The sequence below is a fragment of the Micromonospora radicis genome (assembly GCF_003583405.1).
In the GTDB taxonomy this organism is placed as follows: domain Bacteria; phylum Actinomycetota; class Actinomycetes; order Mycobacteriales; family Micromonosporaceae; genus Micromonospora; species Micromonospora radicis.
On record NZ_QXEC01000030.1, the window covers coordinates 14,093 to 37,650 of the forward strand.

General features: G+C 72.7%; 17 protein-coding genes and 1 pseudogene. 7 read left to right on the top strand and 11 right to left on the bottom strand.

The features are described from left to right. Positions 1-21 precede the first annotated feature (21 nt). Genes D2L64_RS23425 through D2L64_RS23435 form a run of 3 tightly spaced genes read right to left on the bottom strand, consistent with a single transcriptional unit; the run spans position 22 to position 3,826 of the window. On the bottom strand, positions 22-1,098 hold the full coding sequence (locus D2L64_RS23425; RefSeq protein WP_233559108.1) for a right-handed parallel beta-helix repeat-containing protein: 1,077 nt from the start codon (positions 1,096-1,098) through the stop codon (positions 22-24). Then, on the bottom strand, positions 1,095-2,174 hold the full coding sequence (locus D2L64_RS23430; RefSeq protein ID WP_119579368.1) for a hypothetical protein: 1,080 nt from the start codon (positions 2,172-2,174) through the stop codon (positions 1,095-1,097). Before D2L64_RS23430 ends, D2L64_RS23425 begins: the two co-directional genes overlap by 4 nt. Next, positions 2,171-3,826 carry a hypothetical protein gene (locus D2L64_RS23435; RefSeq protein WP_119579369.1) on the bottom strand — a complete coding sequence of 552 codons (1,656 nt, stop codon included), beginning with the start codon at positions 3,824-3,826 and terminating at the stop codon, positions 2,171-2,173. The genes D2L64_RS23430 and D2L64_RS23435 overlap by 4 nt, the downstream gene beginning before the upstream one ends. 434 nt (positions 3,827-4,260) lie before the next feature. Between D2L64_RS23435 and D2L64_RS28070 the strand changes: the two genes are divergently transcribed. The 4 genes from D2L64_RS28070 (at position 4,261) to D2L64_RS23455 (ending at position 8,339) form a co-directional block, all read left to right on the top strand. After that, on the top strand, positions 4,261-4,515 hold the full coding sequence (locus D2L64_RS28070) for a hypothetical protein (RefSeq protein WP_233559109.1): 255 nt from the start codon (positions 4,261-4,263) through the stop codon (positions 4,513-4,515). A gap of 59 nt (positions 4,516-4,574) precedes the next feature. Then, positions 4,575-5,171: a hypothetical protein gene (locus D2L64_RS23445; protein WP_119579370.1), complete on the top strand. Its 597-nt coding sequence runs from the start codon at positions 4,575-4,577 to the stop codon at positions 5,169-5,171. A gap of 67 nt (positions 5,172-5,238) precedes the next feature. Beyond that, a complete protein-coding gene (locus tag D2L64_RS23450; RefSeq protein ID WP_119579371.1) occupies positions 5,239-6,897 on the top strand; it encodes an FAD-dependent oxidoreductase in 1,659 nt (552 codons plus the stop codon). Continuing rightward, positions 6,894-8,339 (top strand): ATP-binding protein, encoded by a 1,446-nt coding sequence (locus D2L64_RS23455; RefSeq protein WP_199714731.1) that lies wholly within the window; start codon positions 6,894-6,896, stop codon positions 8,337-8,339. Before D2L64_RS23450 ends, D2L64_RS23455 begins: the two co-directional genes overlap by 4 nt. Before the next feature lie 102 nt (positions 8,340-8,441). Here the strand turns inward: D2L64_RS23455 and D2L64_RS23460 are convergent, their stop codons facing one another. The 4 genes from D2L64_RS23460 to D2L64_RS23475 form a co-directional block, all read right to left on the bottom strand. After that, on the bottom strand, positions 8,442-12,773 hold the full coding sequence (locus tag D2L64_RS23460) for an ExeM/NucH family extracellular endonuclease (RefSeq protein ID WP_233559110.1): 4,332 nt from the start codon (positions 12,771-12,773) through the stop codon (positions 8,442-8,444). Between the two features lie 197 nt (positions 12,774-12,970). Then, entirely contained in the window at positions 12,971-13,660 is a 690-nt protein-coding gene (locus D2L64_RS23465) for a hypothetical protein (protein ID WP_119579372.1), read from the bottom strand. Continuing rightward, positions 13,657-15,150, bottom strand: a complete 1,494-nt coding sequence (gene eccE, locus D2L64_RS23470) for a type VII secretion protein EccE (protein ID WP_119579373.1) — start codon at positions 15,148-15,150, stop codon at positions 13,657-13,659. The genes D2L64_RS23465 and eccE overlap by 4 nt, the downstream gene beginning before the upstream one ends. Positions 15,151-15,180: 30 nt before the next feature. Further along, on the bottom strand, positions 15,181-16,860 hold the full coding sequence (locus tag D2L64_RS23475) for a right-handed parallel beta-helix repeat-containing protein (RefSeq protein WP_119579374.1): 1,680 nt from the start codon (positions 16,858-16,860) through the stop codon (positions 15,181-15,183). A 210-nt stretch (positions 16,861-17,070) separates the two neighbouring features. Between D2L64_RS23475 and D2L64_RS23480 the strand changes: the two are divergent. From D2L64_RS23480 to D2L64_RS23490, 3 genes and pseudogenes are all read left to right on the top strand, one after another. Further along, positions 17,071-17,457 (top strand): annotated as a pseudogene (locus D2L64_RS23480) (YwqJ-related putative deaminase); the annotation flags it as partial. Beyond that, positions 17,454-17,939 (top strand): SUKH-3 domain-containing protein, encoded by a 486-nt coding sequence (locus D2L64_RS23485; protein WP_119579376.1) that lies wholly within the window; start codon positions 17,454-17,456, stop codon positions 17,937-17,939. The pseudogene D2L64_RS23480 and the gene D2L64_RS23485, both read left to right, overlap by 4 nt. After that, positions 17,933-19,192, top strand: coding sequence for an SseB family protein (locus D2L64_RS23490; RefSeq protein ID WP_119579377.1), 1,260 nt, complete (start codon positions 17,933-17,935; stop codon positions 19,190-19,192). Before D2L64_RS23485 ends, D2L64_RS23490 begins: the two co-directional genes overlap by 7 nt. A gap of 10 nt (positions 19,193-19,202) precedes the next feature. Here the strand turns inward: D2L64_RS23490 and D2L64_RS23495 are convergent, their stop codons facing one another. The 4 genes from D2L64_RS23495 to D2L64_RS23510 form a co-directional block, all read right to left on the bottom strand. After that, the gene (locus D2L64_RS23495; protein WP_119579378.1) at positions 19,203-19,673 is read right to left on the bottom strand and encodes a hypothetical protein; all 471 of its coding nucleotides are present in this window, start codon (positions 19,671-19,673) and stop codon (positions 19,203-19,205) included. A 24-nt stretch (positions 19,674-19,697) separates the two neighbouring features. Further along, the gene (mycP, locus tag D2L64_RS23500) at positions 19,698-20,981 is read right to left on the bottom strand and encodes a type VII secretion-associated serine protease mycosin (RefSeq protein ID WP_119579379.1); all 1,284 of its coding nucleotides are present in this window, start codon (positions 20,979-20,981) and stop codon (positions 19,698-19,700) included. A gap of 104 nt (positions 20,982-21,085) precedes the next feature. Then, entirely contained in the window at positions 21,086-22,810 is a 1,725-nt protein-coding gene (locus tag D2L64_RS23505; protein ID WP_119579380.1) for a WXG100-like domain-containing protein, read from the bottom strand. A gap of 31 nt (positions 22,811-22,841) precedes the next feature. Continuing rightward, positions 22,842-23,462: a hypothetical protein gene (locus D2L64_RS23510; RefSeq protein WP_119579381.1), complete on the bottom strand. Its 621-nt coding sequence runs from the start codon at positions 23,460-23,462 to the stop codon at positions 22,842-22,844. Between the last annotated feature and the right edge of the window lie 96 nt (positions 23,463-23,558).

Genomic DNA, 23,558 nt, shown 5'->3' on the forward strand with positions numbered 1-23,558 from the left:
GCCCGGCCGGCGGCGCCTGGTTCAGCCCGGTGCGGTGCCCGGCCGTACGCAGCAGGCGACGCCCGCCCCGGTGGGCGTCGTCGCCGTCTCGCGCAGGTCGACGCGGATGTTGTCGAGGAGTACCCCGGACGCCTGCTCGACGACGACGGGGGAGCGCGAACGCAGCGGGTCGCCGGAGCCGGTGGGTGGCAGTGGTACCAGGGTGCAGTCGGCCACCACGACGTCCCGGTACGCGAGCACCCGGATGGAGTGGTCGATCTCGCTGCGGCCCCAACCCGCGATCCGGATGGCGTACAGCGGGCCGGTCCAGCAGACGTGGGCGCCCGACACCCGGATCCGCTCCCCGATCGGGTTGTCGGCCGTGGTGTGGAAACGGTCGGTGTTGTCGCCGGGCAGCAACCGGAACCCGATCTCGACCCGCGACAGGCGGGCCCGGTCCACCGTGACGTCGTGTACCGAGCTGAGGTAGAAGCCCTCGAAGGCGTCGGTGACGCGCAGGTCGGTGATCTCGATGTGGTGGGGGTGGTACGACGGCCCGACGATCGAGTCGACACCGCTGCCGACCGCACCCCAGTGCACCGCGATCCCGGTGCAACCGCCCACGATCGACACGTCGGAGATGGTGATGTCACGGACCGCGCCGACCAGGGCGATGCAGTTGGCGGCCCGGGTGTCCGGGCGGTCGACCTGGATCCGCCGGATCCGGACGCCCTCGATCCACTCCGCCTCGGCGGGGTAGAGGTACCGCCCCACGGTGATGGCGGTGCCGAGGTCGCCGCCGTGCTCACCGGGCGCGGACGGTGGTGGCCGCAAGCCGATGTCCTGGATCGTCACCCGGCCGCCGAGCACGTGGACGATCGGCTCGTGGTCCGGCGCGGGTGAGGTCAGCCAGGTCGTCACCGGCCCGTCCGGACGCGCCGCGCCGGCCAGCGTCCAACCGGCTCCGACGACCAGCCCACGGTCGAGCGGGAAGGTGCCGGCGGGCAGCCGGATCGTACCGCCGGCGCCGGTGCTGAGCAGCCGTTCGATCGCCTGCCGGTTGGCCTTCGCATCCTCGGTCAGCACGAGGTCGAAGCCGGGCTCGGGCAACGGGATCACCACGCCACCTCGACGACCTGGCAGACGAGTTCGGCCAGCCGACGCCGTACCGCGGGGGCCGCCGGTTCGGCCAACCCGATCAGCACCGGCCCGGGAGCCGTCCGCTCGACCGACACGTCCAGTACGTCGTCCGTCTGCGCGGTCGCCCGTACCGGGCAGGCGGTGCCGTCGACCAGGTTCGCGGCGTGCACGACCAGCCGGTCGGGGTGGGGTGGCCGGGTGAACGGCGACGCCTCGAACAGTGCGTAGCCGGCCCCGCGCCGGGCCACCCGGACGGCCTTCAACACGGTCTGGCCCCGCTGGCGCCGGAGCCAGTCTCCGGTGGGGTGGCGAAACGCGGCCGGTGGCGTCGACGCGGTCGCGATCCGCAGCCGGCAGCGTACGGTCGGGGCGGGCACGTTGACCACCACGAACCGGGTCCGGGGCCGGCCCTCGGTGCGGCCCCGCGCCCCGACCAGTCCACCCGCGCTGGCCAGGCCGGCGAGCTGGGCGGCCGGGCCGGTCACGGTCGTGGCCGCGGTCTCGTCGGCGTCCGCGCGCGCGGTGACCTCGACCTCGTTGATCCGTACGCCGATCGGCGCCAGCGGGCTGAACGCCGGTTCCGCCCAGCGGGGCACCGCCGGGTCGGCCAGCTCGATGATCAGCAACTCGTCGGGGCCCATCTCGTCCGGTCCGAGGTCGAACTCGACCCAGGCGTGTGCCTCCACCATCCGGAGCCGGCCACGCTGCCGGTTGATCAGGACCGCGGCCCGGGCGGTGCCCTGGGCCCGGACCATGACCAGGCGCGGCAGCTCACGCTCGCCCCGGCCCGGTGTGGCGGCCCTAGACCAGGACGCCTGCGCGGCACTGTCGACGTGCAGGTCGACCCGGACCCGGACGGGACGGCCGTCGGTACGTACCTTCAGCATCACCGCGCCGGACGCGGCCTGGATCCGACCGAGGATGCCGGTGCCCCGGGTCATCCGGTCCGCGACCAGGACGTCCGGGTCGCCGCCCCGGCTGAAGACGGCAGGAAGGCCGCGCGGTGTGGGCGGTTCGTCGAACTCGGTGGCGAACCGGGCGCCGGTCGCCGTCACCGGACACCGCCCGGCACCCGCAGATCCGTGCGGGTCAGCACCGGCTCGTGGTGGGTCCACATCCGCTCGACCGCCTCGAACAGCGGATCGGCGTCGCTCTCGATGTGCCGGAACGCGACCTGTACCGACTTGAGCAGGTAGTCGGCGGGCCAGACCTCCCACTGCGGCACCTGCGGGGTGAACAGGTCGGTGGCGCTGCGGTAGAACCACAACCACAACCGGGCGCGCTCGATCTGCTCCGGCGAGATCAGCTCCTCGCCGCGTCGCAGGGCGCCGATCGCCGCGTCGAGGCCCTTCCAGTAGTCGTCCGGGTCGTTCAGCACCGTGGACAGGCCGCACTCGCTCCACTCGGACCACCCCGCCTGCAACACCGGGATGCCGTACGCCGGCAGCTCGTTGCTGACGCTGCCGCGCACGGTGACGCCGAGGTCGACCAGGCTCCACAGCCCGTTCTTGCTGAGTTCCGTGCTGGGCTGGAACACCATGTGCCGACTCCGCCGGTACCGGTCCGCCACCGAGTCGAAGAAGCCGGTGCTGTCGTAGCGGAACTGGCTGGGGTGGTCCTGGAACAGCCACTGCACCTCGGTGGCCGTACCGGCGAACCGGGCGGTCTCCTCGAACCAGTCGGCCAGCGTGGGAAACGCCTGGTGGTTCGTTCCCGGCGCGTCCGACACGGCATGGTTGAAGACCGCCACGACTGGCCGCGCCGGGTCGAACCCCAGCCGCGCCGCGAAGTGGGTACGCAGTCGGGCCCGCTCCGCGCTGCTGTTGATGTCGACGGAGGCGCTCGCGCCGCCCCGCCACCAGCTCGGCCGGCCCAGGTTCACCTTCGACCGCCAGGCCACCAGCTCCGCGTTGCGGCGCAGCTCGGCGCGCCGGGACCAGACCCGCTCCTCGAAGAAGGCGCCGAGCTGGTGGCTGAGTTCGCCACGGAAGGTGTGCCGCCCGGTGTCCGTCTCGGGGAACAGGGCGTACGCCTTGAGACACCCGGTCTGCTGGGTGTGCACCACCGGCACCGCGGCGCGGCGGGCGGAGTCCACCGCCAGGCCCCAGTGGTCGTAGTCGACGTGGCTGGTCACCAGCGCCACCACGTCCCCGGTACCCAGCAGCGCGTCGTAGTACGTCGAGATGGCCCGGGCGAGCGCCTCCCGCCGCCCGTAACGCGGATCGGCGGTGGGATCCTGCGGTGGCCGGGGCCGCTTGGTCACCCGGCAGTAGGTGGCGCTGACGAACTCCGCCAGGGTCTCCTCGCTGGCCGGCGTCCCGGGTGGCAGCGTCCGCCCGAACAGCCGCACCGGCACCGAGCCGGGCGTCGCGGACCTGGCCGGCCCGTCGACGAGCCGGTAGAGGTCGATGACCTGGCTCGCGCCGTACGCTTCGGCGACCCGCTCGACGAGCCGTACGTCGAACTCGGTCCACAGCGCCTCGTGCCACATCTCCTCGACGCCGGTCACCACGACGAGCTGGGCGGGCACGATCCGGCGGATCGCGTTGGCCACCGCCAGGTTGCGCATGGCCACCCTGATGTCCTGGTGGAACACCTCGACCACCAGGTAGCGCTGGGACGACACGGACCCCAGGTTCTTGCGCCAGTAGACAGCCGCGGAGTCGAGGAAGCCCTCGAACTCCTTCTTCTCAGCCCTGAGCCACACCCGAAACCGTCCTTATCCTGTACGGCAGCCAGCGTCGGGACTGTACGGCCGGGTTCCGCACGGCGGCCGAACAGCCGGTAGCCGCCCGGTGAACACGTTCCGTGACGCCCGTTCGCCGCCGTGTCGCCGGGGTCGGTCGGGGCGCGGTGCCCGGCGGTCGAGGACAGCGCGCAGGAGGCCCTGGCCCGAGCCCTGGACCGCTGGCCGGTGGACGGCGTACCGGCGAATCCGAGTGGCTGGCTGATGACGGTGGCCCGCAACCGGGTCTCCGACGTACTGCGGCGGGCCTCGGTCGAGCGGCGCAAGCTGCGTGAGCTGGCGGTGCTGGCGCTCACCGCGGCGACCACCGAGCCGGCCCCGGCGCGGAGTGGACCGACTGGCGGCGGATCGCCGACTGCTACGACCGACTCGCCGAGCTGCAACCCACGCCGGTGGTGGCGCTCAACCGCGCGGTGGCGCACGGCTACGCGTACGGGCCGGCGATCGGGCTGGCCCGGCTCGCCGACGCCCGAGCCGGCGGCGGGCTGGACAACTACCCCTTGGCGCTCGCGGTGGAAGCGGACCTGCTCGCCCGGCAGGGTGACCACCAGCGGGCGGCCGAGCTGTTTCGCACGGCTGCGGCCCGGACCTCCGGCGCCGCCGGGCGGCGTGCCCTGCTGGAACGGGCCGGGTCGGCCGACCCGGGTTGAGTCGACCGCCGGTGGCGGCCGGGACAGCGGGAACGACCCGGACGGTCGATACTGCCGGTGTGGTGAGGCTGATTCGGGTGATGGTGATCGCCGCGGCCCTGTCGGTCTCGGCGGCCTGCGAGAGCGCGCCGGCACCCGCCCCGACCGGATCCTCGACTGGGGCCGCGCCCGGCACCGTGACGTCCCCCGGCGCCCTCGCCGCCGTACCGCTGCGACTGCCGACGGTGGCAGCGGGCGAGCCCTGCCCGGTCACCGAGCCCCGCCCCTGGGACGACCACGACCGGGCCTACCGGGTGCTCGGGCCCGGTCCGGTCTACCCGGTCGCCGACTACTTCCCTGCCGGGGTCCTGCCGCTGCGCGAGCGCGACCGGCAGCGGGACGGCAGCTTCACGGTGAAGGTGCGCTGGCTCGGTGCCGGATACACCGGCCCGGTGCTGGTACGGGCCGGACGCATCGACGGCCCCGGCACCGCGTCGGTGGAGTTCTCCTACCTCGGTGAGCGCCGCGACGACGGTCACCACGCCGTGCTGACCCGCCCCGACACCGACCTGCCCGCGAGCACCACGGTCGGCGGCCCGGGCTGCTACGCGTACCAGGTCGACGGCGTGTCGTTCAGCTTCACCGTCGTGTTCCGCGCCGCACCGGCATCCAGCTGAAACAGCGCCCCGGGCCGGGTCGTTCGCGGGCAACCGGGCCGGAACCGGAGCGTGGTTTCATGGGCGCATGGCGAACCCGGTGATTCTCACCCTCGACGACGATCCGGCGGTCTCCCGCGCGGTCGCCCGGGACATCCGGCGCCGGTACGGCGACCGTTACCGGGTGATCCGGGCCAGTTCCGGGCCGGAGGCGCTTGAGGCGCTACGCGAGATCAAGCTGCGTGGCGAGCAGGTCGCGCTGCTGCTGGCCGACTACCGGATGCCGGAGATGAACGGCATCGAGTTCCTGGAAGCCGCGATGGATCTCTTCCTCGCGGCCCGCCGGGTGCTGCTGACCGCGTACGCGGACACCGGCGCGGCGATCGACGCGATCAACGTGGTCGACCTCGACCACTACCTGCTCAAGCCGTGGCACCCGCCGGAGGAGAACCTCTACCCGGTGGTCGACTCGCTGCTCGACGTCTGGGCGGCCAGCCCGGACGCCGGCTCGACGGAGATCAGGGTGGTGGGCCACCGCTGGTCCGCCGAGTCCTTCGCGGTCCGCGACTTCCTCGCCCGCAACCTGGTGCCCTACCGCTGGTTGCTGGCCGACGACCCGGAGGCCGGTCGGCTGTTCACCGCCGCCGGGGTGACCGCGAACGACGTACCGCTGGTGGTCACCGCCGACGGCAAGGCACTGGTCGCGCCCTCCGAGACGGAGCTGGCCGGGCTGGTCGGCCTGAACGTCACCCCCGCGGCGGACTTCTACGACCTGGTGGTCGTCGGCGGCGGCCCGGCCGGACTGGGCGCCGCGGTGTACGGGGCCTCGGAGGGGTTGCGGACCGTGCTGGTGGAGCGCCTGGCCACCGGCGGCCAGGCCGGGCAGAGCAGCCGGATCGAGAACTACCTCGGCTTCCCCGAGGGCGTCTCCGGCGCGCAGCTCACCGACCGGGCCCGGCGGCAGGCGCTGAAGTTCGGTGCCGAACTGCTCAGCACCCGCGAGGTGGTCGGCCTGGACGAGGCCGGCTCGGCCCGGCTGCTGCGGTTCAGTGACGGGCAGACGCTCGCCGCGCACGCGGTGGTGCTGGCGACCGGGGTGTCGTACCGGTTGCTCGACGCACCCGGCCTCGCCGACCTCACCGGCCGGGGGGTCTTCTACGGCTCGGCCGCCAGCGAGGCGCCGAGCTGCGTCGGCGCGGAGGTCTACATCGTGGGCGGGGCGAACTCCGCCGGCCAGGCGGCGGTCCACTTCTCCCGCTACGCGCAACGGGTGCACGTGCTGATCCGGGGTGCGGACCTCACCGCGTCGATGTCCCAGTACCTCATCGAGCAGCTCGGGCGCATCGAGCAGGTGAGCGTGCACCCGCACACCGAGGTGGTCGGCGCCACCGGCGGTGAGCACCTGCAGCAGTTGACGCTGCGGGACACCCGCACCGGCGAGCAGCGGGAGGTGGACAGCTCCTGGCTGTTCGTGTTCATCGGGGCCGAGCCGCGGACCGGATGGTTGGACGGCACCGTGGTCCGGGACGAACGCGGCTTCGTGCTCACCGGCCCGGATCTGGTCACCGGCGGACGCCGGCCACCGGGCTGGTCGCTGCCCCGCGACCCGTACCACCTCGAGTCGAGCGTGCCGGGGGTGTTCGCCGCCGGGGACGTACGCGCCGATTCGGTGAAGCGGGTCGCCTCCGCGGTCGGCGAGGGCGCGATGGCCGTCACCCTGGTGCACCGTTACCTGGAGACACAGTGAGCACCGGCGGGGCCGCCACACCCCGGCGACTGGCCCCGGCGGAGATCCGCACGCTCTTCCTGTTCGAGTCCCTCGACGACGAGCAGGTCGCCTGGCTGGCCGAGCAGGGGCGGGTCGAGCAGCGGACGGCCGGTGACCTGGTCTACGGCGAGGGCGATCCGGCGGAGTGTTTCTTCGTGCTGCTCGACGGCACGGTACGGCTGTGCCGCACGGTCCACGGCGACCAGGTGGAGATCAGCCGTACCGCGCAGCGCGGCGTCTACGGCGGTGCCACCCAGGCGTACATCGGCGACGGCCGGCAGTACCGCAACAGCATGTGGGCGCTGACCGACGCCGAGTTCTTCGTGCTGCCCGCGGAGCAGTTCGCGCACGCCGTACGCTCCTGGTTCCCGATGGCGATGCACCTGCTCGAAGGCATGTTCATCGGCATGCGCGACACCCAGACCGTGATCGGTGAACGGGAACGCCTGCTGGCCCTGGGCTCGCTGTCGGCGGGTCTGACCCACGAGCTGAACAACCCGGCGAGCGCGGTGGTACGGGCCAGCTCCAGCCTGCGCGAACGGATCGCCGGGATGCGGCACAAGCTCGCCATGATCGCGGATGGCCGGATCGACGGCAGCCGGTTGCAGTCCCTGGTGGGACTGCAGGAGGAGGCGGTCGATCGGGTGGCCAAGGCGCCGGTGCTCTCCCCGATCGCCGCCAGCGACGCCGAGGACGAACTGACCGACTGGCTGGACGACCAGGGCATGACCGCCGGGTGGCAGCTGGCGGAGACGCTGGTCAGCGGCGGTTTGGACGTCGACTGGTTGGAGCGGGTCCAGGCGGAGCTGGAGCCGGCGGAGCTGGAGCCGGCGGTGCGGTGGCTGACCTACACGGTCGAGACCGAGCTGCTGATGCGCGAGATCGCCGACGCCGCCACCCGGATCTCCACCCTGGTCGGCGCGGCCCGGCAGTACTCCCAACTGGACCGGGCGCCCTACCAGGTGGTGGACGTGCACGAACTGCTCGACGCCACGCTGGTGATGCTGCGGGCGAAGGCCGCCGGGGTCCAGGTGGTCAGGGAGTACGACCGCAGCCTGCCGGCGATCCCGGCGTACGCCGCCGAGCTGAACCAGGTGTGGAGCAACCTGATCGACAACGCGCTCGGTGCGATGGGCGGCGAGGGGGGCGTGTTGACCGTCCGCACCGGCCGCCTCGAGGATCGGCTGTTCGTCGAGATCGACGACACCGGGCCCGGCATCCCGGACGAGATCCGGCCGCGGATCTTCGAGCCCTTCTTCACCACCAAGCCGGTGGGCGAGGGGACCGGCCTCGGCCTGGACATCTCCTACCGGATCGTGGTCAACAAGCACCACGGTGACGTCCGGGTGACGAGCCGGCCCGGTGAGACGGTGTTCCGGGTGCTGCTGCCGATCAGCCCCGAGGCGCCGCCCGCCGGCTGAGCGGGTCGCGGGAGCTGCCGCGGTCGCGGCGGGACACCTGTGCGAAGGGGCCCTGCCTACCGGATCCGGTAGGCAGGGCCCCTCGTCGGGGTCAGTCGCCCGTCACAGGCGCGCGCACTGGCCCGACGCCGGGCCCCGGACGGTGTTCGCCCGGTTCTCGTTGGTCGGCGCCGGAGTGTTGCCGGAGCAGGACAACGGCCCGCTGATGGCGTTCGCGGCGACGACCACCGGCTGACTGCCGGAGTTGCCGGTCACGGTCACCGGACCGCTGATGGTGACCGTGTCGATCCGCACCCCGCCGATGCTGGAGGTGATCGACAACGGCCCGCTCACCTTGCCCTTGCTGATCTCCAGGGCACCGGTGGCACCGGTCACGGTGACCGGGCCGGAGATCGTAGTGCCGGAGATCTCGAAGAGCACCGGCCGGAAGGCGTACACCGGGCCACTGATCGAACCACCGTTGACCAGCAGCGAGGCGCCCTCGTTGACCTGCACCGGGCCGGCGACGACGGCGTTCTCCAGGCAGGTCAGGCCGGCGGTGACGAGCAGCGGCTTGCTGTACCGGCCGGTGATCGTCGTGGTGCACTCCGGACCGCCCTGCCCGATGGTCGAGCGGGGCGTGGTGTCGGCGGTGACCGGCGAGTTGGCGGCGAGGTAGTTCACCAGCATGGTGAGGTCGTTGTCGCCGGTGGTCGCCGGGTTGGTGCCGCCACCGAGGGTGGTGAAGTTGTCCCCACCGGCGGCGAGGAACGAGTTCACCGTCACCCGGTAGGTGGCCGCCGGGGCGATCGGCGTGCCGTTCAGCTTCATCGAGGTGATCCGCGAGCCCTGCGCGGCGCTCGGGTCGTACGTGTAGCTGAAGCCCTTCGACACACCGAGCCACAGCACCGGACGGGACGCGCCCGCCGGCTGCCACTGCTGCTCCAGCACCTGCTTGATCTCGGCGCCGGTGTAGCTCTTGGTGACCATGTCGTTGGAGAACGGCTGGACGGCGAAGGCGTCGGCGTAGGTCACCGTGCCGTCGGTCCGGTACAGCAGGTCGGCGCGCAGGCCACCCGGGTTCATGAAGGCGATCTGCGCCCCACCCCGGCCGGCGTCGGCGGTGCCGGCCAGCTGCACGTCGGCGATGAAGTTGCCCAGCGCCGACTCCTTGCCCCGATCCTCGTTGCCGTCGGTGTAGGCCCGCCGGATGTCGGCGGTGATCGCACCGAGCTTCCGCTTGCCCAGCTCCTCGGCCCGGACCTTGGCGGCGGCCACGATCTCGGCCACCGCGGGATCCTGCGGCGCGCCGACCACGTCGACCAGCGCGGCGTCGGCCGCGGTGACCGCGCCCGACTCCCGGTCGAAGGTCAGCGTGACCTTGCCCAGCCGCTTGCCGTAGTCCTCGGCCTGAACCACCGGACGCAGCTTGTCGGTACCCGGTACCGGCACCTCGAAGGCGTACGGCTGGTGGGTGTGACCGCTGAAGATCGCGTCGATGGTGGCGTCGGCCCGGGTGAACTTGCCGAAGACCGGGTCGTTCGCCAGCTTCTCCGCGGTGTCGATGTTCTCCGTCGCGGCACCCTCGTGGGTGAGCAGCACCACCACGTCGGCCTCGCCGTTGGCGGGGTCGCCGTCCTTGAGCTGCCGGGCGACCGCGTTGGCCTCGGCGACCGGCTCCCGGAAGGTGAGGCCGGCGATGCCGTCCGGGCTGACCAGCGAACCGGTCTGCTCGGTGACCACACCGATGAAGCCGACCCGGACGCCACCCACGTCGTGCACCGAGTACGCCGGCAGCGCCCGCTGGTCACCCCGGTACACGTTGGCGCCCAGCAGCGGGAAGTCCGCCCGGGGGACCACCCGGTCGGTCAGGTCCGTCATGCCCTTGTCGAACTCGTGGTTGCCGACCGCCGAGGTGAGCAGGCCCATCTGGTTCAGCGCGTCGATCGTCGGGTTGTCGTCGTCGATCGCCGAGATGAACGTCGACGCGCCGATGTTGTCACCGGCGGACACGAACGCGGTGTTCGGGTTCTGCGCCCGCAGCTGGTTCACCAGACCGGCGAGCTGGGCGGCACCGCCGACCGGCTGACCGCCCACGGTGGCCGGGGACTCCAGCCGGCCGTGGAAGTCGTTGATGCTCAGCAGCTGAAGGTCGACCGGGCCGCTGCCCGTGCCGGTGTCGATGCCCACGACCAGCGGGTTGTGGTCGCTGGCCCGGTACGGGTCCGGCGCGTAGAAGTCGGCCAGTCCGTCGTACTGGAAGGCGTACGACTCGACCGCGTTGATCTGCCACACGTCGACGCCGGTGACCCGCTCCACCAGCGACGGCGAGGCCAGGGCGTGGTCGAGCGAGCCGGACTCGCCACCGAAGACGTAGCTCGTCCTACCGGTGTCGTTGAGGTTGCGGTACTGCTTGCCGTAGAGGACCTGCATCGGGTCCTCGTGGGTGTACGAGTTGAAGTCCCCCAGCAGCAGTACGTTCTCGGTGCCGCTGTCGGCCTTGACCTGGTCCACGAACGCGGCCAGCGCGGTGGCCTGACGGACCCGGTCACCGTTCCAGCCACCCTGACCGTCACCGGTGTCGGCGTTGTCGCCGGTGCCGGCGCCGCTCTTGGACTTGAAGTGGTTGGTCACCACCACGAAGTCGACCGAGCCGGCGGTGAAGGTCTGCGCGATCGGCTCGCGGGCGTTGAACCAGACGGTCTCGTCGTTCACCGACCGCGACGGGCCCTTCGGCTGCGCCTTCGCCGGCTTGAAGATGATCGCCCCGGTGATGACGTCCTGCTGGGCCGCCGCGGGCAGCTCGGCGGGGTTGCGGACGTAGTCCCAGGTGCCCGCGCCGTCGACGGCGTTCAGGGCCGCGACCAGGCGCTTGAGTGCCTGGTGCGGGTCCTGCGCGTTGAACCGGACCGAGTTCTCGATCTCCTGAAGCGCGACCACGTCGGCACCGAGCGCGCTGATCGCCGAGACGATCTTCGCCTCCTGCTTGGCCAGCGCCGCCTCGTCGGCCGCGCCCCGGGCCTCGCCACCGAAGTGGACGAAGTAGTTCAGCACGTTGAAGCTGGCCACCCGCAGGTCGCCACCGACGTTCACCGGTGCGGCGGTACGCGGGTTGGTGGCCTTGAAGGTGGTCCGCCCGACCGGCGGGGTGTCGGCGTCGACCGGACGGGTGGGCTGCAGGCGCCACTCGTTGAAGCCGTACGACAGCACCGAGGCACCGAACGTCTCGACCGAGTCGCCGACCCGAAGGGGGCTGTCCTTGGACACGTACGGCGGCAGCAGCCCGGCGGTGGCCAGGTTGGTGGTCTTGCCGTCGTCGAGCAGAACCCGGCGGGCCTTGTTCTCGGCGGCGACCTGACGGGCCGCGTCCGAGCCGGGCCGGGCCAGGTCGGTCGGGGTCAGCGCCGGCCGGTCACCGGCGGCGAGTACCACCTCGCCGTACCGGTTGGTGTTGTACACCTCGGAGACGGTGTACTCGCCGACCGGGGCCACCAGCATCGACTCGACCGACTCGCGGGCGTCGTCGTCGAGCGGGAACGCCACCGGAACCGGGGCGGGCAGCGGCGCGCCCTGCTCGCACACCTGCACGTCGGCTCTGCCGGCGATGGTGAGCTGGGTCAGCCCGTTGAACTCGCTCGCGGTGCCGCTGACCCGGACCCGGTCGCCGATCGCCACCGCCGGGTGGTTGGCGGGGTTCGTGGTCAGGTAGACGAAGATGCCGTCGGAGGCGGTGCCGGCGGCGACCGTACGCTCCCCGCCGCTGCCCGCCGTCTGCACGTACACGCCGTTGTAGCCACCGGTGCGGTGGTCGGCGGTGACGATGCCTTCGACGGTCACCCGGGTGCCCGCCACCGGGGTGGCGTTACCGGTGCCCTGGACCTGGGCGATGCTGTGGTCGACCACGACGTCGCAGCCGATGGTCGGGTCCGGATCCGGGTCGGGGTCGGCGGCGGTGTTGCGGACGCCGAAGGTGTGCGGCGCGGGCGCCTTCCAGGCGCCGTCGATCTTCTGCAGCGAGTATCCGATCGGGGTGCTGCTGGACTCCTTCACTCCGATGTCGGTGCCGGTCAGCCCGTTGGCCGGGCCGCCGATCGCGGTGAAGGTCCCCCCGTAGGTGATGAACTCCGTCACCGAACTGGTCGGCGAGACCAGGGCGACCCCGTCGGGGTCACCGTTCTGGATGCCGTTGACCGGGTACTCGGCGACGACGACACCGGCGTCCGGCACCGTGCCGGTCAGCGTCCGGGTGTTGTACGCCGCACCGTTTCCGCCGTTGTAGAGGACGATCTGCCAGCCGGTCAGGTCGAACCCGATCGGCGCCTCGATCTCGATCGCCTCGCCGACGTCGGTACCGGCGTTGTCGTAGTGGATCTCACTGATGAACGGCGTGGTTGCCGCCGGTGCGGCGAGAGCGGTGGTGCCACTGGCCAGAGTGAGCGCAGTGGCGGTGACCAATACGCCCGGGATTGTAAGTAGTCGCCTACTTCTTCTTAGCTGCATCTGCTGGGCCTCCGCGGGGCCTCCGAGGGTGATAGACCGTCGGAGGATAAGGGGCGGGGGTGTCCGCGCGGGAGCCACCAGATGTACTTATTCGGGAATCACCGGTGGTTCTCCTCACGGCACTGGCCTGCGCGATCATGCCGGGCGGCAGGTCAGCCCCGGGCGACCGGCCCGATCAGTTGACGTTCCGTACCGGTCATACTGAGCAGCACCCACTGCACCTTGCCCTTGGTGATCAGGCCGACCATCTCCGGATGCAGTTGGGTGAACCAGCTCCGCACGCTCACCAATCCGAGGGCGTTGGCCGCCGTGGTGGCCTCCGGCTCGGTGAGCCGTTGCAGCACCACGATGTCGCTGCGCACCAACACCTCGACGTCCCAACCGGCCAGGTCGTCGCGGACGACGAGGGTGGCCCGCCACGGCGCGCTGAGGTTGGTGTCCGGCCCGGTCACCGGGCCGGTGTCGATCACGACGAGCTGCGGCTCGGTCGGCGTCGCCGGCAGCGGCGGAGGCACCCCCGGCGGCAGGAACGAGGCGATCTCCCGACCGATGACGCAGCGGCGCAGGAAGGCGTCCCACTCCTGCTCCCTTGCGGTCTGGATGAACAACCGGGCGCCCAGCGCCAGGGCCCGGAAGGCGAGCAGCTCCGCCGCGCGTACCCCGCCGGTCAACATCAGCCGGGTCGGTTCGGCCCGGAACACCCGTAGGCCGACCGGTTCCTGCTGCCGGTTCCGGCCGACCACCAGCCCACCGCCACCGGCGACCAGACGCAGCCCGGCGACGGTGGCGCCGTCGGTGGTGTGCACCCCGATCCGGCTGGCGGGGAAGGCGGCGCTGTTCACCGGAGGAAGCCTCCAAGCGGCAGGGTGGCGGCCACGCCGGGCGCGTGCTCGCCGTCGAGTCGTTGCAGCCGCCCGCCGTGGCCGTGGATCGCCCCGTGCAGTGCGCCGTCGGCGGTCGCCAGCGCGGCGGCATCCGTACCGATCAGCCGGAAGGCCACCTCGACCACGGCGTCCTCGCCCGGGCGACCGGACTCCCGGGCCACCGCGATCGACACCACGCCGGCCGCCGCGGGCAGCCCGCGCAACAGCGGGTCCACCTCCCACGCCCGGTCCGGCCAGTCCAGCAGCCGGTGGCAGCTCTGCGGAACACCCTGCGCGGACCAGAGGCGCCAGCTCTCCCGGGCCAGCGGCCGATCCGCACCGGACGGCGCGTCGGTGAGATGGGTCAGCTGGGCCACGGCGGCGAGCACCTCGTCGCGGTTGAGCAGGCGGGCCGCCACCCGCTCCTGGCGAAGTTGACGCCGGGTCCGCCGGATCGCCGCGGTCAGCGCCGGCCGCAGCTCACGGTCGGCGTGGAAGTCGGGGGTACGCGGCGCCTGCAGCACCACCCACGCCTGACGGCTGGCGGGCACCTCGCCGTTGGTCAACTCGCGGTACGCCCGGTCCACCGCCGCCACCCGGACCCGCGGCGCCGGGGTGACCTGGATCAACATCTGCACCGTCACCGGTGGTACCGCCGGGTCGGCCGCCGGCAGCAGCGCCACCGGCGACGGCAGGCCCTGCGGCGCGCCCACCAGCAGCGCCCCCTCGGTCGGGTCCACCTCCAGCACGGCGGTCAGCCCGCCCCGGTGGGTCAACAACACCGCCGGCTGGTCGTCGATCTCGACCTGGTCCAACTCCACGCTGCCGTCGAGATGGGTCAGCAGGTGCCACGCGGCATCCGGCCCGGTGCCGGCCAACTGCCGGCGGCGACTCCGGAAACCCCACCAGAGCGCCAACCACTGGTGGAGCCAGCGGCCGCGATACCGCAGCATGGTCGGGGAGAGCACCAGCAGCACGGCGACGGTCACGGCGCCACCCAGCGCCGCGCTGCGTCCCGTGGCGGCCAGTACCGCCGCCGCTCCGGCCTGCCAGGCCACGAGCTGGGCGACGTGGATGCCACCCACCCGGGGCTGCCGCCGGTGTGGGCGTACCACCGGGGCCGGCACGGCCGTTTCCGCCGCCGGCTCGGCCGCGGCGGGGACCGGGTTCGGCGGCGCGGCCACCGCGACACCCGCCGTACCGGCGGCCGGCGCCGCGGGCTGTGCGGCGGCCTGGGCGGCGTACGCGGTGCCGACCGCGGCCCGGCCCTGCCCGCGCTGAGCCGCCCAGCTGTGCCCCGGCCCGACCCCGCTGACCGTCGGCGCCGGTATTCCCTGCTGGGCCACGCCCGGCTGCGGTGCGGGAACGCCGAGCTGCGGTGGTGGTGCCGTTCGCTGCTGTGGTGCCACGGCGCCCGGGTGGTGCTGCCAACCCGGCTCCCCCGGCCGTGCCGCACCCGGCTGCGTCACCGCGCGTCCCTCCCTGACCGGCCCCGCACGTCAGCGTCCGATCGCGACACGGACGTCGACGGCGGTCACCGTACGCAGCTCGTCGAGGCTCGGCCGCTGGCCGGACTGGCGCAACCGCTGCGCCTGCGCCTTGCGTACGCCCTCGAACAGCTTGCGCGCCTCCCGGGCGTTACCGAAGTTCTGGTCCCGCTCGATGCTGCCGAAGTGTGCCTGGAGCAGCTCCGGTACGCCGTCGGCCAGCAGGTACTCGTCGCCACCGGCCATCCGCTGCACGATGACGACCAACTGCTCCGGTGAGTAGTTGCCGAACTCGATGGTCTTGGCGAACCGGGAGGCGAGACCGGGGTTGGCGGCGAGGAACTGCAGCATCTCGCCGGTGTAGCCGGCGGCGATCACGGCGATCTCGTCGCGGTGATCCTCCATCAGCTTGACCAGCGTGTCGATGGCCTCCTGCCCGAAGTCACCGCCGCTGCCCGAGGACCGGGAGAGGGTGTACGCCTCGTCGATGAAGAGCACGCCACCGCGCGCCCGCTCGAACGCCGCGGCGGTCTTCTCGGCGGTGTGGCCGATGTACTGGCCGACCAGGTCACGCCGGGACACCTCACGGAACTCGCCACCGGGTAGCGCGCCCAGCGCCGCCAGTAGATCTCCGTAGATGCGGGCCACCGTGGTCTTACCGGTACCGGGCGCACCCGCGAAGATCAGGTGGTGGCTGACCGCGCCGACCGGCAGCCCGGCGCTGCGCCGCCACTCGTTCACCTGGATCTCGTCGATGAGCGCGCGGACCTCCTCCTTCACCGACTCCAGGCCGACCATCGCCGACAGGTCGGTGAGCAGCTTCTCCACCCGGGCGGTGTCCTGCTGACCGCCAGAGCGGGCCGCGTCGGCGCCGTACGTGGCCCTCCGGCTCGCCGCACCCGCCACGATGGACGGCGTGGCGCCCTCGGCCACCTCGATCGCCGGCTGGGCGGTGTTCTCGGTGGTGCACTCCTCGACGCTGCCGTGGCAGCCACGGGCGAAGGAGACCGCCGGACCCCGCGTGTCCCGGATGCGGCAGCGACGCAGTACCGGGGCGCTCTGGTGCACCACGGCCACCCCGGCCTGCCCGGTCTGCGAGATGTCGCAGGCCTCGATCGTGGGTCGGCCGTACTGGTAGACGTAGATGCCGCGGTTGCCGCACCGGCTCACCGTGCTGGTGCGGATCGTCGGGGAGGCGCCGATCCGGACGATGATGCCGTCCTCGCTGAGGTCGGTGAACTCGCAGCCCTCGACGGTGCCGTCGGAATCCTCCACCACCAGGCCGTACCGCCCGCCGGTGACCCGACAGCGGGTCAGCGTGAACTCCGAACGACCGGCGATCTGGATCGCCGCGCCGAAGCCGGCGCTCAGCTCGCAACCGGTCATCGTCAGCGTCGCCCGGTCGGCCACCACGACCGGCGCGTCGCCCGACCTGAGCACCAGGTCGCGTAGCTCCACCCGGCCCGAGTTGCAGGAGACCGTCGGGTACGTCCCGGAGGAGGCGTCGATGGTGACCGAGCCGGCGCCCTGCGCGGCGACGACGGTGACGGCGCGGTCGTTGACGAACAGCGCCTCGTAGTAGGTGCCGGGGCTCACCGAGACGACAGCGTCGTCACTGGCCGCCGCGAGGGCCTCCCCGATGGACGGGTAGGCGCCGGGCTGGTCCGGGGAGACGAGAAGGGTGCGCGTCATGGCTCCGGGCTTCGTGCGGCGATGAGGGTTGGGCCGACGATATCCCAGGCGGTCGACCGGATGTGAGCCCGTTGCGGCCCGCCCTCGGCAACGGCAACCGGGGTCACGGCATGCCCGACGCGTAGGATCGGCACCGTTTCACCGATGTGGCGATGACCGCTCCGCGCGGTCACCCCCGTTGCGCCGCAACGGCGCCGAGGCTCGGGAGGGCGGATGACCCAGCTGCGGATGCTGCCGCTGGCGGCGGGTGCGCTGCTGCTCGACGGCACCGTCCACACCCACACCTCGGTACGCGGCGACGTGGCACCGGACCTGCATCCGGTGGTCCGGCGCTTCCTGCACGGGCTGCCGGTCGGTCAACGGGAGCGGTTCATCGGCTGGTGCGCCGAGCCGGTGCTCATCTCCGACCGCCTGTACGTCGCCGAGGCCGACGGCCCACCGCTCGAACCCGCACGGGCCCGCTCGCTGCTCTGGGGCGGGAAGGTCCGGGTCACCCGGGTCCGGGAGGAGGGCGACCCGCGTCACGGTGAGGTCCAGCCGCCCTGCCGATCGTGTGCGGCTCTGTTGGACTGGTTCGGCGTGGAGGCATTGGCATGAGCGAGCGGTTTCCACCCCTGGTGGCCGCGATCCTCGCCGCCGCCGGCTGGTCGGCCGAGCGGCGCGACGAGGGCCGGGCGCGGGAGTGGGCGCTGCGGATCGCCGCCGACGCCACACCCGACGGCCGCCAGCACGTCATGACGGCCGCCGCCGTCGAGGCGTACGCCGAGTTCGGTGGATTGCGGCTACGGCCGCCGGGCGAGGGTGAGCAGATCGCGCCCAGTGAGGTCCACCTCGACCCGTTCCAGGTCCGGCACTCGGTGGCCACGCTGGCGGAGTTGGCCGCGCTCATCGGCGCACCGCTCAGCCCGCTCGGTGAGGAGGGCGACGGAACCGGCATCCTCGCCGTCGACGAGCGGGGCCAGGTGTTCGTACTGGACCACACCGGCGACTGGTTCCTCGGTGCGAACGTCGACGAGGCGCTCACCGCACTGGTGCTCGGCCGGCAACCTCGGCGGGTACGCGGGGACGGCACCTGGTGACCGACTGGCAGCCGAGCACCGTCACCGAGCGGGCGTTGGTGGCCGCCGCCGAGGCCGAGGACCGGGCTGCGTTCCTGGCCGAGCTTGCCGCCGGCCCGCTGCTGTTGCCCGTCGCACCCGGTTCGGTGGCGGGCGATCCGGCCGGGTGGCCGACCGGGCGGCACGACGGAGTGACCCACGTGCTCGCCTATACTTCGCCGACGGCGATCGGCGCCGGACTGCCCGGCCAGTCCGTCCAATACCGGGTGGCCGCCCTGGCCGACCTCGCTGTCGACTGGCCCGACGACCGCTGGATGCTGGCGGTCGACGCCGGGCTGCCGATCGGCGTCCGACTCACCGCCGACGAGCTTCGTACCCTCGCCGACCCGGCCGTACGGGCGGAGCTGCCGTTGCGCGAGGCGGTCCGGCGGCAGGATCCGGACGCCCTGGTGTCCGCGCTGCTGCGGGCCGAGCTGGTGCTGCCGCTGCGCCCGGACGGCCCGGCCACCCGGGACCTGTCCGACCCGGAGTTCCCCTGGTGGGGCCTCCCGGACGAGCAGGGCCGGGTGAGCCTGCCCGTCTTCACCTCCGAGACCCGACTGCGACAGGCGCTCGGCGAGCACGACTCGGTGCTGGTGAGTTCCCTCCAGCTCACCGAGCACTGGCCGGACCCGTCCTGGCAACTGCTGGTGAACCCGGAGACGCCACTCGCCGCGGCGTTGCCCGGCGAGGCGGTGCTGGCCCTGCGCGACTGGCTAGGCGAGCTGCGGGACGTGCTCGGCGACGCCACCGAGCAGGAACGGCGTCGACGGGCGACGGCCGGGTACGCCGACCCGGCCACGGTCGGCGTACCGGTGTCGCGGCCGGTACCCGACGCCGAGGCCGACGACCCGGGCCCCGACCCCGACGTGCCGCTGCGCCTGCAACTGGTCATCCCGCACCGCTACCTGGCGTCCTACCTGGACGACGGCTACGACCGGGCCGCCGGCCTGGTCCACGCCTGGCACGGGCCGCAGCGGGACACCCCGATCCGGCTCTACCGCCGGCTCGGCCTGCTCGGTGAGGGCTCACCGTTCGAGGAGTCCGACGAGTGGGTGGCGGTGCTGCGCTGGCCACCCGGCGAGGCCACCCCGGCGGAGTGGGGGCAGGGTCGGCCGCGGATGGAGTCGCTGGTCGTACCGGACGGCACGGAACTGCACTGCCTGCACCGGGACGGCCGCGACGAGCTCCTGGCCCGCTTCGACGCGACCGCCCACAGCTGGGCACCCGCCTGACGGGTGCCGCTCAGCTGCGGCGGCCGGCGAACCAGGCCCGGGCCGGCGGGCTCTTGATCAGAGCGATCGAGACACCGGCGAGCCCGCCCACGACCAGTGGCGTGACCATCGTCGGCTGGTAGCTGAGCTTGCCCTGAACGAGCAGGACGACGATGACGACGACGAAGAGGCCGAAGGTGAAGCCGGCCGGTACGGTCAGCCCTTCGGCGCTGTCCCCCGTCCAGGCCATCAGGATTCCCATCGACGCCAGGAACACCATCAGCAGGGCGAGCGCGAGTACGGCCGCGCCGATACCGACCACCAGGATCCGACCGATCCCGTCGCCCTCGGCCCGGAGCATCGCCACGAAGAACGCGATCCCGGCGATCAGCCAGGTGACGATCGCCGGCACCATCAGCAGGGCGGCCAGGGTGACGGCGATCGGGCGGCGGGCCCGCGGGGTCGGCTCGACGGCCGGCGCGTCGGTCGGGGTGCTGTGCATGCTGCCCTCCGTGGGTCGGTTCGGTCAGCCGGACGGCCGACGCCAGGCCTCGTCGTCGGTCGTCGCCACCGGCTGACCCGGGACCTCCGCGGGTGCGCCGCCCTGCGGCGGTACGCCGGGCGACGGGGCGGCCTCCGGGGGATCCTCGCCGGCCAGTTCGGCGGCGGCGCGCCGCCGCGCCCGATCGCGGCGCAGCATCACGATGCCGGCGATCCCGCCGACGATCAGCACGAGCACCGCGATGATCACGGACCACGCGAAGATCACGATGCCGTCCTCGCGCTCGCGCGGATTGGCCTGCCACGGTTCGAGTGGGGCCCGTGGCGGTGCGCTGCGCGTGGCGCCGCTGGCCCGGCCGTCCGGCTCGCCGGTCAGCGCCGCCCGCAGGTCGAGCACCCCCCACCCGTAGTCCACGTCACGGCCGGGGTCGCCCTCGTCCCGGGTGGTCTCCAGCAGTCGCTGGAACATCTCGTACGAGGTCAGGTCCGGGTACTTCGCCTTGATCAGGGCCAGTGCGCCGGAGACGATCGCGGTGCTGTTGCTGCTGCCGTAGGAGGTGCGGTACCTACCGCCGGGCGCCGCGTGGACGATGTCCTCGCCCGGCGCCGCGATGTCGACCTCCTCGGCCGGCAGGGCGGCCTCCTTGCTGATGACGCCCTTGCGATCGGTGCCGTTGACCGCGATCGCGGTGTTGCGGCGGGCCGGATTGCTGATGATCATGTCTTTGCGGTTGCCGACGGCGGCGACCACGACCACATTGCGCCGGTACGCCCGGTCGACAGCACGGTTCAGTTCCTCGTTGAAGCTGCTGCCCAGCGAGACGTTGATGATGTCCGCGCCCTGGTCGACCGCCCAGTTGATCCCGGCGGCCACCGCGGTCGGCTGGATCAGCGGGCTGCGCGCCCCCTTCACCGTCACCGGCAGGATCTTGGCCTTGGGGGCCACGCCGAGCACGCCGTCGCGGTTGCCCGAGCCGTGGCCGTGGCCGGCGATCAGCGAGGCCATGGCGGTGCCGTGTCCCTCCCGGTCGACGCGCCCCTTGGTGTCGTCGTCGTAGAGGTCGGCGCCGGGCAGGACATTGTTCTTCAGATCGGGGTGAGTCGCGTCCACCCCGGTGTCGACCACCGCCACCACGACGCCCTCGCCCTGGCTGATCTTGTGCATCTCGGCGAGTTCCAGCGCCTTGACGTGCCACGAGTCGTCCCTGGTGGAGTCCGCCAGGGCGGGTGCTGCGGGCAGGGCCAGGGACAGCAGCACGCTCAGGGTGCTGAACGACACGGCGGCCGCTGATCCGGTGAGGACACGCAAGTCCGACTACCTTCCTCTGTGCTTCGTCGCGGGACGGCCGGCATGGACGGTCACCGCATGGTACGAGCCGGCCACCCCCGGTGGGGTGACCGGCCCGCCGGGGGTCAGCCCTGCCCGAGGGCCCTGCCCTGCTCGCGGGGGCGGTGTTCCGCCGGTGCCTCCACGGCGCCGGTGCCGGACGACTCGGTGGCCCACAGTTCGTCGTCGCCGTCGCCGTACTCCCAGGTCTCCTGCTCCGGATCCCGCTGGGCGCCCGTGCGTGGGCCCGGCCCGCCGCGGCGGCCGGCGAGCGACGGTCCCGGCCCGGTGGTCGGTGCCGGTCGTCCGGTGCCGGTACGGCCGCTCAGGCCGCCCCGGCCGCTCCCGGTGGGGGCACCCGGCCCCGCGCCGCGCGCGCCCGGTGGGGTGGTGCCCTGGCGGGGCGGCTGGCCGGGGCGCCCGGCCGCTGGCGTACCCGCAGCGGTGCCACGCTGACCGCCGAGGCTCGGCGGCGGTGCGGCGGGGCGTCCCGCAGGGGCGCCCCGTTGGCCGGGGCGGGCGGTGGAACCGGGCAGCCGGGGGCTCGACGGTGGCGGCGTGGCGGTGGACCCCGGTCGGGCGCCGAGGCCCGGCCGACCCGGCGCACCCGTGTTGCCGGGCAGCGTCGGCCGGTTCGGTGCGGTACCGCGTCGGCCGCCACCCGGCGCTCCGGACCCGTTGCCCGGTGCCCCGGCGCCGGGCAGGGTCGGCCGGTTCGGCGCCGGGCCACGGCTCGCCGGTGGCGGGGCGGAACCGGCACCGGGCAGGGTCGCCCGGGGCGCGTTCGGCCGGGCACCCGAGTTCGGCGTGGCCGGTCCGGCACCCGGACGGATTCCCGGTCCCGTCACCGGCGGCACGGCCGGGCCGGGCGTCACCGGCGCGTTCGGTGCGGTGGTGACCGGCGGCGGTGCCGGTGCCGGACCGGGCGGTGCGGTCGGCGCGGCGCCACCGGCGAGGCCGACACCGTCCGGCAGGCCCGGTGGCGGCGGGGTTGGTGCGCCGGGCCGGTCGCCGAGGTCCGGTCGGTTCGGCTGGTCCGCCGGGTTCGGCCGGTTGGGTGCGCCGGGCCGACCGCCGTTCAGACCCGGTGCCCCGGGGCGAGGGCCGGGCGCGCCCGGCCGGCCGGGACCGGCCGGACCACCACCCTGGTAGACGGCCGCCTCGATCGGACCCTTGAACTTGCCACCCCGGGAGATGTTCGAGATGTAGACGTCGATGTAGAGGTCGGCCAGCGGCTTGGCGATGTTCTTGGCCCGCTGGTGGAACTCCCGCTGCACGACCTCGTAGGACTTGTGCTGGTCGCCGAGGAAGTCACCCCAGGTGAACTTGGCCTTGTCCTCGTCGTAGATCTGCTGCTGGTGCTCCTGCTCGGCCTTGTACTGCAGCCAGAGTTCCCGCATGTCCCGCTTGGCCGACGAGATCTTGGTGGCGAGCTGGTCCAGGCCCGCGGCGTTGCGGTTGGCGACCTCCTTCCACTCGTCGAGCGAGTGCAGGGTCGCGCCGACCCGGGACATGAAGACCCGGGCCGCCGGTGAACTCCACCGGGCGTCCAGCGAGTCGGCGTGCCGCTTGAGATTGTCCCGGGTGGCCTGGAGCAGGTCCGCGGCGCGACGCCACATGTCGGCGAGCGCGGTGGTCCGCGAGTCGCTCTCGTTGCGGACGTACTCCCACATCGTCTCGATGGTGACGCCGTTCCAGTCGGTGGGCTGGTACGGCGTCGCCTGCGCGGCCCGGTCGGCCGCGTAGTCGTCGGAGACACCGGCGTACATCGGATAGCTGATCGGCTTCCAGCCGTAGTAGTCGTCCGTCATCCCCGCTCCTCAGCTGCCGCGTCCACGCCGGTCATCGCGTGCTCGTCGGGCCCAGCCGGAACTCGTCGCCGTGCATCTGGTGCCGCTCCGCCTGGATCTCGTACGCACCGTCGCCCTCACCGACGACCTCCCCGTCGGCCCAGTCGGGCTGCTGCTCCCGCGCGTCCGTCGTCGGGCAGGAGTCCATGCCCTGGTAGGGGCTCGCGGTCTCGAGATTCCTGATCTCCGCGGGGATCGCCTCCTCGGCCGGGTCGCCCTCCTCCTGCCACCGGCCGCTGAGCGTCTCCTGGCCGTCCACCCCGTGGAAGGCGTTGTAGACGTCGTCGTTGGTGGCCTCGGCCAGGGCGTCGCCCATCAGGTACTCGGCGGAGATGGAGGTGGCCGCGACGCTGAGCGCGGTCAGTCCCTTGATCACGTCGGCCATCAGGTGGGACACGGCCAGCCGGCTCTCGTCGTGCCGGACCCGGAAGAAGGCCGCCTCCTTCATGTCACCCTCACCGAACGGCGCCTGCACGGTCAGCATCGGCCGGAGACCGTTCTCGTAGCTGGGCTGGAAGTTGGTTTCCAACTCCTTCCGGACGGCCTGCGCGAAGTCCTGCAACTGATCGACGTCGACGTCAACGTTCTCGTCGACGAGCCACTCACCACCCACGACAACTCCCCCGTTCGCTCAACCGGTGCCGGCGCGACCACCCGTCGCCACGCAGCGCGGAGCGCACCGCCACCCATCGAGAGTCCACTCTGGCCG

Bases quoted from the DNA above. Each gene is read 5' to 3' on its own strand.
- D2L64_RS23450 (WP_119579371.1), top strand. From the start codon at position 5,239: ATGGCGAACCCGGTGATTCTCACCCTCGACGACGATCCGGCGGTCTCC.
- D2L64_RS23475 (WP_119579374.1), bottom strand. From the start codon at position 16,860: ATGACGCGCACCCTTCTCGTCTCCCCGGACCAGCCCGGCGCCTACCCG.
- D2L64_RS23485 (WP_119579376.1), top strand. From the start codon at position 17,454: ATGAGCGAGCGGTTTCCACCCCTGGTGGCCGCGATCCTCGCCGCCGCC.
- D2L64_RS23495 (WP_119579378.1), bottom strand. From the start codon at position 19,673: ATGCACAGCACCCCGACCGACGCGCCGGCCGTCGAGCCGACCCCGCGG.
- D2L64_RS23505 (WP_119579380.1), bottom strand. From the start codon at position 22,810: ATGACGGACGACTACTACGGCTGGAAGCCGATCAGCTATCCGATGTAC.